The sequence below is a fragment of the Streptacidiphilus pinicola genome (genome assembly GCF_003258295.1).
Classification (GTDB): Bacteria; Actinomycetota; Actinomycetes; order Streptomycetales; family Streptomycetaceae; genus Streptacidiphilus; species Streptacidiphilus pinicola.
This window is the reverse complement of record NZ_QKYN01000114.1, coordinates 23,751-32,223: the sequence shown is the minus strand read 5'-3', so window position 1 is coordinate 32,223 and position 8,473 is coordinate 23,751. Positions and strand designations below refer to the sequence as shown.

The following is an 8,473-nucleotide window of genomic DNA, read 5'->3' as shown; positions in this document are numbered from 1 at the left end:
CATGGTGCTGTCGTTCCCGGCGCCGAAGAGCAGCAGAATTCCGAAGACCGTCTCTTCGAGATCCAGCCGCTCACCGTTGATCTCCGCGTGCACCAGCACGCTGATCAGGTCGTCGCTCGGTTCGGCGCGGCGCGGCTCGATCAGCGCCATGGCCTCCTGCATCAGCAGCGGCACGAGCTCGTTGACATAGGAGTCGACGCCGCCGGGATTGAGCTCCGGGTCGTCGCGGCCCATGTAACGGCCCATGTACGCGGCCCACTTGGCATCGTCCTCCTCGGGGATGCCCATGAAGCTGTGGATCACCCGGGCCACAATCGGCTGAGAGACATCGGTCACCAGATCGCAGGCCTCCCGCCCGTCGAGGCGGTCGAGGACCGTCGTGACGATCTCCCGGATCCTGGGCTCGTGCTCGGAGATCCGGGCCTCGGTGAACCCCTCCAGGAACAGCGCCTTGATGCGGTCGTGCTTCGGCGGGTCCATCCCGATGAACTCGGATCGCGCCCACTCGATCGGGACGACGTGGTTGGTGATGTCGATCCCGAAACGCTCGGACGAGAAGGTCTTGCAGTCGCGGCTGACCTTCTCCAAGTCCTCCGCCCGGGTCAGCGACCAAAATCCCTCCTCGTTGGGGAGTCCGGGGATGTCGGCCGACCAGTGGACGGGGCACTTCGCCCGCAGCTCGGTGAAGAGCTCGTGCGGGGGGCCGTCGACCCACAAGGCCATGTCAGCCACGGTCACGTCGTCGAACGGTTCGTTCTCACTCATGGCTCCCCAAGGAGAATCAGTGGGACTGGTTGGCAATGCGGATCAGCTTGCGGTTGACGAACTCGTCGACGCCGAAACGCCCGAGCTCCCGGCCGAAGCCCGACCGCTTCACACCACCGAACGGCAGGCCGGGCTCCTCGGCACCGACCAGGTTGATGTAGACCATGCCGGCGTCGATCCGGTCGGCGACGCGCTGAGCCTGCTCGGGGTCGGTCGTGAACAGGTACGAGCCGAGGCCGTACGGGGTGTCGTTGGCCACCGCGATCGCCTCCTCCTCCGAGGACACGCGGTAGAGGTGGGCGAACGGGCCGAAGAATTCCTCCTTGGCGGCTTCGTTCTCCGGGCTGATGTCCACCAGGACGGTCGGCGCAAAGAAGGCACCCTCCCGGGTGCCACCGTGGGCGACCTTGGCGCCGCCCTCCAAAGCCCGGCGCAGCTGCTCCTCCAGGTGCTCGGCCGCGGCCGTCGAGGAGACGGGCCCGAGCACCGTCTCCTCGGCGGCAGGGTCGCCCGGGCTGAGCTGTGCGAGCGCGGCGGTCATCTTCTGCAGGAACGCGTCGTAAAGTTCGTCGACGACGATGAACCGCTTGGCTCCGCAGCACAGCTGGCCTGCGTTCTCGTAGAAGCGAACAGCCAGCGCGGCCTGCACCGCAGCGTCGAGGTCATCCGTGCTGAGCAGGATGAACGGATCCGATCCGCCGAGCTCCAGCACGACTTTCTTGAGGTTCTGACCGGCAAGCCCAGCGAGGTGCGCGCCGACCCGCTCCGAGCCGGTGACCGACACGCCGGCCACGCGCGGGTCGGCGATGACGCGGTCGACCTGGTCGTAGGTGGCGTACAGGTTCTCGTAGGCGCCGGCCGGGTAGCCGGCGTCCGCGAAGATCTTCTCGATCGCCGCAGCGGACTCCGGGCACTGGGCTGCGTGCTTGAGGACGATGGTGTTCCCGAGCATCAGGTTCGGCGCCGCGAAGCGGGCGACCTGGTAGTACGGGTAGTTCCAGGGCATGACCCCGAGCAGGACGCCCAGCGGCGCTCGGCGCACCACGGCCGTTCCCTCGCCCCAGGCCAATTCGACCGGCTCGTCGGCGAGGAAAGCCTCGGCCTGCTCCGCGTAGTACCCGTAGATCGCGGCGGCGAAGTCCACCTCGCCGAGCGCCTGGGCGATCGGCTTACCCATCTCCCGGCCGATGATCCCGGCGAGCTCATCGCGCCGCTCGGTGTAGAGCTCCGCCACCCGGGCCAGCAGCGCGGCCCGTTCGGCGACGGACGACCCGCGGCCCCACACGGAATACGCCTGCTCGGCGCGGTCGACCTTGACCTCCAGGTCGGCGTCGGACAAGGGCGGGAACTGCTGATATGTCTCCCCGGTACTGGGGTCGACAACGGCGTACGTACTCACGACAGCCTTCCTCCGTGCTCGCTGCTGGCAGTGCCTGTGTCCCGGACTCTGTCGGGTGACTCGCGTCACGACGTCCGGCCGGACGAAAGGACCCCCACTCGGGGGAGGGCTTCTGAGGGGCGCATTAGGATCGGCATCACCCAACTGGGCTGTCCTTGCCGCTGCCGCCAAGGAGCACGGGCCGAGGCCTGCATGCTCCGGGCATGAACTCGACCACGAACCCCGCCTCCGACTCCGACCTCTTCGACCTCACCGGCCGACGCGCCGTCGTCACGGGCGCAAGCCGCGGCATCGGCCGCGCGATCGCCCTGGCCCTCGCCGCGCGCGGCGCACACGTCATCGGCGTCGCCCGCTCCGAGGAGGGGCTCAAGGAAACCGCCGAACTCGCGGCCGGCACGCGCGGCAGCCTGCGCACCCTGGCGACGGACCTGCGCTCACCGGACACGGCGGAGGCCGCTGTCGTCGCCGCCGCGGAACAGCTCGGCGGCCTCGACGTCCTCGTCAACAACGCAGCCGACGACCACGACTCCAAGATCGAGGACACCGACCTCGCGGTCTACCAGCGCGTCCTCGAACTCAACCTGCAGTCCTGCTGGGTGATGATCAAGGCAGCCTCCCCCTACCTCAAGGACGGCGGCGGAAAGGTCATCAACATCGCCTCGGTGCTGGGCCTGGTCGGCATGCGCAACGACAGCGCCTACATCGCCGCCAAGCACGGCCTGGTCGGTCTCACCCGGGCTGTCGCCCTGGAGTGGGCCCGCAAGAACGTCCAGGTCAACGCGATCGCTCCCGGCTTCGTCCAGACCGCGATGCTGCCCGACCTGGACGCGAACGAGGCGGCCGCGCAGTACATCCGCGGGCAGATCCCGATGGGCCGCTGGTCCCAGCCCGAGGAGTACGCCGGCCCGGCCGTCTTCCTCGCCTCGTCCGCCTCGAACTACATGACCGGGCAGGTGCTCGTCGTCGACGGCGGTCTCATCGCGCAGTGACCCGGACGGGTTTGCCGCAGCCATGTGCGAACAGGAAGACAAGGACTCATGCGTGACCTGACCGTGTACTCCATGCTGGCCGAGCAGGCCGAGAAGTCGCCCGACTCGTCGGCGCTGCTCGTCGGTGGACGGGACTACAGCCGCGCGCTGCTATTCGACACCGTCCGCTCGGTGGCAGCCGGCCTTCGCGAGCTCGGCCTGGACCGGGGCGACCGGGTGGCGCTCATCGCCAACAACCGGTTCGAGAGCGCCGCATGCTGGCTCGGCATCAACGCGGCCGGAATGATCGACGTCCCGATCAACAGCGAGGCGCGGGGCGCCCACCTGCAGTACCTGATCCAGGACGCGGCGCCGCGTCTGCTGATCGGACAGCCCGAATACCTGCGCATGCTGGCACCGCTGCTGCCGACGCCGCCGGAGCGAGTCGTGGTCATCGATCCGGACGGCGGCGAGCCGCCGTTCGGCACCGAGGTGCCGCACCTGTCGTACGCCGAACTGCTCGAAGTCGGCCGTGACGGTTTCGTCACCCCTCCGCGCAACGACGAGCACGCCACGATGATCTACACCTCGGGCACGACCGGCCCGTCCAAGGGCGTGCTGCTGCCGCAGGCGTACTACCTCACCTGGGCGCGGCGCGGGATCGAGGGCATGCGCATGCAGCCGGGCGAGACCGTCTACACCCCGGAGCCGCTTTTCCACTCCGACGCCCGCGCGTATCTGATCGGGGCCCTCCTCGCCGGTGGCCGGCTGGCGCTCGGTCAGCGGTTCAGCGTCAGCGGTTTCTGGGACGAGGTACGCGCGGCCGACGCCTCCTACTTCAGCTACCTGGGCACCATGCTCTCCCTGCTGTACGCCGCTCCCGAACGCGAGGACGACAGCGCCAACCCGGCCGTCCTGGGCGTCGGCGGAGCAGCTCCGGCGGCCATCCACGAGGCCTTCGAACGACGTTTCGGAGTACGGCTGCTGGAGATGTACGGCATGACCGAGGCGCTCGGGATCACCACGAACACTCTGGACGACAGCCGGGTCGGCTCGGTCGGCAAGCCCGTCCCCGAGCTGGAGGTCCAGCTGGTCGACGCGGACGACCTGCCGGTCCCGGTCGGCGAGATCGGCGAGCTCGTGCTACGTCCCCGCGAACCGGGCACCATCATGTCGGGCTACTGGAACAAGCCCGAGGCGACGCTGGCAGCCTGGCGCAACCTTTGGTTCCACACCGGCGACCGGATGCGCGCCGACGAGGACGGCTTCCTCTACTACGTCGGCCGGCTCAAGGACTCGATCCGCCGACGCGGAGAGAACGTCTCCGCGTGGGAGGTCGAGCTCGCCATGGGACGTCACCCGCACGTCCTGGAGGCAGCCGCCATCGGTGTCCCCTCCGCGCTGGGCGAGGAGGACGTCGCCGCCCTCGTCGTCCCCCGGGAGGGCTGCGTGATCGAACCCGAGGAGCTGCACATCTTCCTCCGGGCCGACCTGCCGCGCTACGCGGTGCCGCGCTACATCGAGGTCGTCGAATCACTGCCCAAAACACCGACCGAGCGCGTCAACAAGGACCTGGTCCGCGCGCGCGGCCTGACCGACCGGGCCTGGGACGCCGAACCCGGCGGCCGCGCCCGCGCGTCCCGCTGACCGCCATCCACATCCGACCTGTTCGAGGAACCATGCAACGCACCGTCTTCAACGAGGACCACGAGTCCTTCCGTCAGATGCTCCGCTCGTTCATCGAGGCCGAGGTGGTCGCGCTCCACGACGAGTGGTTCGCGGCGGGCATCGTCCCCCGCGACCTCTACACCAAACTGGGCGAGTTGGGCCTGTTCGGCGTCAGCGTGCCGGAGGAGTACGGCGGCGCCGGCCTGGACACGTACAAGTTCCTGGCGGTCCAGTACGAGGAGACGACCCGGGCCGGCGTCACCTTCGGGACCAACGTCCACGTGCTGCTGGCACTCCCCTATCTCAAGCTGCTCGCCAACGAGGCGCAGAAGAAGCGCTACCTCCCCAAGTTCGTCTCGGGTGAGGAGATGTGGGCTCTGGCCATGACCGAGCCCGGCACCGGATCCGACCTCAGCGGTATTCGCAGCACCGCGAAGCTCTCCGCCGACGGCAGCCACTACGTGCTGAACGGCGCCAAGACCTTCATCTCCGGCGGCGTGCACGCCGACCGGGTGATCGTCGCCGCCCGCACCAGCCTGCCCAGGGACGACGACCGCCGCTTCGGCCTCTCCCTCTTCGCCGTCGACACCTCGTCCCAGGGCTGGACGGTGGGCCGCAAGCTCGACAAGCTCGGACTGCGAACCGAGGACACCGCCGAGCTCTCCTTCGTCGACGTCAAGGTCCCGGCCGAGGACCTTCTCGGTGAGGAGCACCGGGGCTTCTCCTACTTGGGGCTCAACCTCGCCTCCGAACGGTGGGGCATCGCCTTTGCGTCCTATGCCCAGGCGGCCGCGGCGGTCCGCTTCGCGCAGCAGTACGTCGAGGAGCGCCAGGTGTTCGGCAAGCCGGTAGCCTCGTTCCAGAACACGAAGTTCGAGCTCGCCGCGTGCAAGGCCGAGGTCGAGGCCGCCCAGGCGGTGGCCGACCGAGCGCTGGAGGCGCTCGACGCCGGCGAGCTGACCCCGGCCGAGGCGGCGTCAGCGAAGCTGTTCTGCACTGAGGTCGCCCACCGCGTGATCGACCGGTGCCTGCAACTGCACGGCGGCTACGGCTACATCAACGAGTACCCGATCGCCCGGCTCTACGCCGACAACCGGGTGCACCGCATCTACGGCGGGACCTCCGAGGTGATGAAGATGATCATCGCGAAGGACATGGGACTCTGACTTCCCGTATGTCTGGGCCATGCGAAGGGGCCGTGNNCACGGCCCCTTCGCATGGCCCGGACGTCAGCCGACGCCGACCGCGTCCCCCCAGGCGACCCGCTGCTGGATCGCGAGCCGGTACCGCGCCAGCTGCCGCGGGGCGTTGACGCACAGCGCGCCACGGACCACGCCACCGCGACCGAACAGCGCCACCATCGACCGGTCACTCAGGCGCTGGACCTCGACGGCGTCGGCGGCATCCGCTCGGCCGACGAAGCGCACCTGCGCGTCGAACTGGTCAGACCAGAAGTACGGCACCGGCGCGAACGGCTCCTCCGCGCCAAGCAGGGTGTGACCGGCGTGGACACCCTGCTCGACCGCGTTGAGCCACTGCTCGACCCGCATGGTCTCGTCGAAGAGGTCGTTGTGCCAGCGCACGATGTCACCTGCCGCCACAACCCCCGGTGCCGACGTGCGCAGACTACGGTCGCAGACGACACCGTTGTCCAGTGTGACGCCGCTCCCCTCCAGCCAGTCCGTCGCGGGCGTGACCCCGATGCCGGCGACGACCAGATCTGCGACCAGGACCGTGCCGTCGGCGAGGCTCAGCCTCGTACCCGTGGCGGTTACCTCGATCGTGTCCAGCGCAGTGCCGCAGAACAGGTCGACGCCCCGATCGACGTGGTACTCCTGGAACCAGCGGCCGGCCTCGTCGCCGAGCACCCGGGTGAGGGGGGCCGGCGCCGTCTCCACGATGGAGACGTGCAGTCCCAGCTCCCGTGCCGTTGCTGCTACTTCGAGGCCGATGAAGCCGGCCCCGATCACCACCAGGTGCCGGCCCGGCCGCAGCTCGCCGTGCAGGGCTGTCGCGTCCTCGATGGTGCGGACAACGTGCACCGGCCCGGCTTCCGGCTGGCCGAGGCGGCGAGGCGAGCAACCGGTCGCGATGACGAGACCGTCGTAGGCGACCTGGTCGCCACCTTCGACGATCACGTGCCGGTCCCGTGTGTCGAGGCCGACCGCACGGGCTCCGAGGCGAAGCTCGACGCCGCGTTCGTCGTACCAGGACTGCGGCTTCAGCAGCAGGTGCCCGACCGAGGGACCTTCGCGGAGCTCCTGCTTGGACAGCGGCGGCCGGTCGTACGGGAGATGGCGTTCCGCGCCGACGAGCGTGATCTCGCCCTGGTAGCCGCGCTCCCTCAGCCCCTCGATGGCGTTGACCCCGGCGAGCGAGCCGCCGACGACGACCACGCGATCCACGCCCTCAGCCGATCTGCTGAAGGGTGATCACGTTCGCGGGGCAGGAGCGCGCTCCGCGCTCGGCCTGCTCGCGCTGGTCCTCCGTGGGATGTTCCACGAGCAGGATCGCCTTGCCGGTCGCGTCGTCGATGTCGAAGAGGTCGGGGGCCTCCATCATGCAGCAGGCATAACCCTTGCACGCCTCCAGATCGATCGTGATCTTCATCGTCATCGTCGGGTCTCCTTCTTCGTCCGTTCAGGACCCGCAAAGCCGTGGCGAAACGCCTCCCGGTGCAGGTGGCGACAGGCTCGCGCGGCGATTGCCCCCGAGACCGTGAGGAGCGGAAAACCTGCCCGGGCGGGGGATCCGGCGAGGAGCCCGACGCGTGTGCAGACCAGCGGGCCAGAGCCGCCGATCCCCCAGCCGGGGGAGATTCGGGCGGTGACGGCGACCACACCCCGAAGCCGCCGTACCTTCGCCGGACTTCGGTGCTGAACCGCCAACTCTGGAGGCGTTGATGGCTTCTCTTGACGACGACATGACCGTGGCCGACATGGCCCTGTGGGTCGACGGCCCCCCGCACGAGCTCTTCGCGGAGATGCGGGGCAAGTGCCCGGTCCACTGGTCCTCTGGTATCGCCGGGATGCCGGGCGAGGTCGGCTTCTGGTCCATCACCCGCGCCGCAGACCTGGAGACGGTCAGCCGGGACTGGAAGACCTTCTCCTCCCACCTCCAGGGGTCGATCGACATCACCGAGGGGGACATGCCGGAGGAGCTCCGGGAGATGTCGCACCTCGACCTGATCAACCTGGACCCGCCCAAGCACGACCGGCTCAAGGCTCTGTTCCTGCAGGGCTTCACAGCGCCTCGGATCGCCGAGCACGAGGCGAAGATCAAGGAGATCGTCACGACGGTCCTCGACCGCCTCGACGGGCGGGAGACCTGCGACCTGGTGTCCGAGGTCTCGCAGCCGATCGTCGCCCGGGTGATCCACAGCTTCATGGGCATCCCCGAGGAGGACGACCTGAAGTGGGCCGGCCACATGAAGCGCTACCTCGGCCGTGACGACCCGGACCTGAACCCCGGTGGCATCGAGGAGTGGGCCGGCGTGTTCATTCCCCAGCTGATCGAGGAGGCCATGGCGCTGATCGAGCCGCGCCGCGCCGAACCGACCGACGACCTGATCAGCATCCTGGTGCACGCCGAGATCGACGGGGAGCGACTGACCGACGAGGACATCGTCATGGGCATCCTCCTGCTGTTCGCCGCCGGGAACGACAGCACCATG

Annotated in this window: 8 protein-coding genes; 4 read left to right on the top strand and 4 right to left on the bottom strand. The window is 68.9% G+C overall.

Features of this window, described 5'->3' with window-relative positions; genetic code table 11:
* Together DN069_RS40330 and DN069_RS27495 are read right to left on the bottom strand one after the other, a co-directional pair.
* On the bottom strand, nt 1-765 hold a 765-nt coding region (locus DN069_RS40330), incomplete at its 3' end, for a cytochrome P450 family protein (RefSeq protein WP_165845656.1).
* A 16-nt stretch (nt 766-781) separates the two neighbouring features.
* Nucleotides 782-2,164, bottom strand: a complete 1,383-nt coding sequence (locus DN069_RS27495; RefSeq protein WP_111505396.1) for an NAD-dependent succinate-semialdehyde dehydrogenase — start codon at nt 2,162-2,164, stop codon at nt 782-784.
* A gap of 203 nt (nt 2,165-2,367) precedes the next feature.
* Here DN069_RS27495 and DN069_RS27490 point away from each other — a divergent pair, with 203 nt between their 5' ends.
* From DN069_RS27490 to DN069_RS27480, 3 genes are read left to right on the top strand one after another with little or no spacing between them, the layout of a single operon-like run.
* On the top strand, nt 2,368-3,153 hold the full coding sequence (locus DN069_RS27490) for an SDR family NAD(P)-dependent oxidoreductase (RefSeq protein WP_111505394.1): 786 nt from the start codon (nt 2,368-2,370) through the stop codon (nt 3,151-3,153).
* Nucleotides 3,154-3,201: 48 nt separating this feature from the next.
* The gene (locus DN069_RS27485) at nt 3,202-4,779 is read left to right on the top strand and encodes an AMP-binding protein (protein ID WP_111505392.1); all 1,578 of its coding nucleotides are present in this window, start codon (nt 3,202-3,204) and stop codon (nt 4,777-4,779) included.
* A 32-nt stretch (nt 4,780-4,811) separates the two neighbouring features.
* Entirely contained in the window at nt 4,812-5,966 is a 1,155-nt protein-coding gene (locus DN069_RS27480) for an acyl-CoA dehydrogenase family protein (RefSeq protein ID WP_111505390.1), read from the top strand.
* A gap of 63 nt (nt 5,967-6,029) precedes the next feature.
* Here the strand turns inward: DN069_RS27480 and DN069_RS27475 are convergent, their stop codons facing one another.
* Nucleotides 6,030-7,205 (bottom strand): NAD(P)/FAD-dependent oxidoreductase, encoded by a 1,176-nt coding sequence (locus DN069_RS27475; protein ID WP_111505388.1) that lies wholly within the window; start codon nt 7,203-7,205, stop codon nt 6,030-6,032.
* A 4-nt stretch (nt 7,206-7,209) separates the two neighbouring features.
* The gene (locus DN069_RS27470) at nt 7,210-7,416 is read right to left on the bottom strand and encodes a ferredoxin (RefSeq protein ID WP_111505386.1); all 207 of its coding nucleotides are present in this window, start codon (nt 7,414-7,416) and stop codon (nt 7,210-7,212) included.
* Between the two features lie 286 nt (nt 7,417-7,702).
* Between DN069_RS27470 and DN069_RS27465 the strand changes: the two genes are divergently transcribed.
* A partial coding sequence (locus tag DN069_RS27465; RefSeq protein ID WP_165845655.1) for a cytochrome P450 occupies nt 7,703-8,473 on the top strand: 771 nt, incomplete at its 3' end.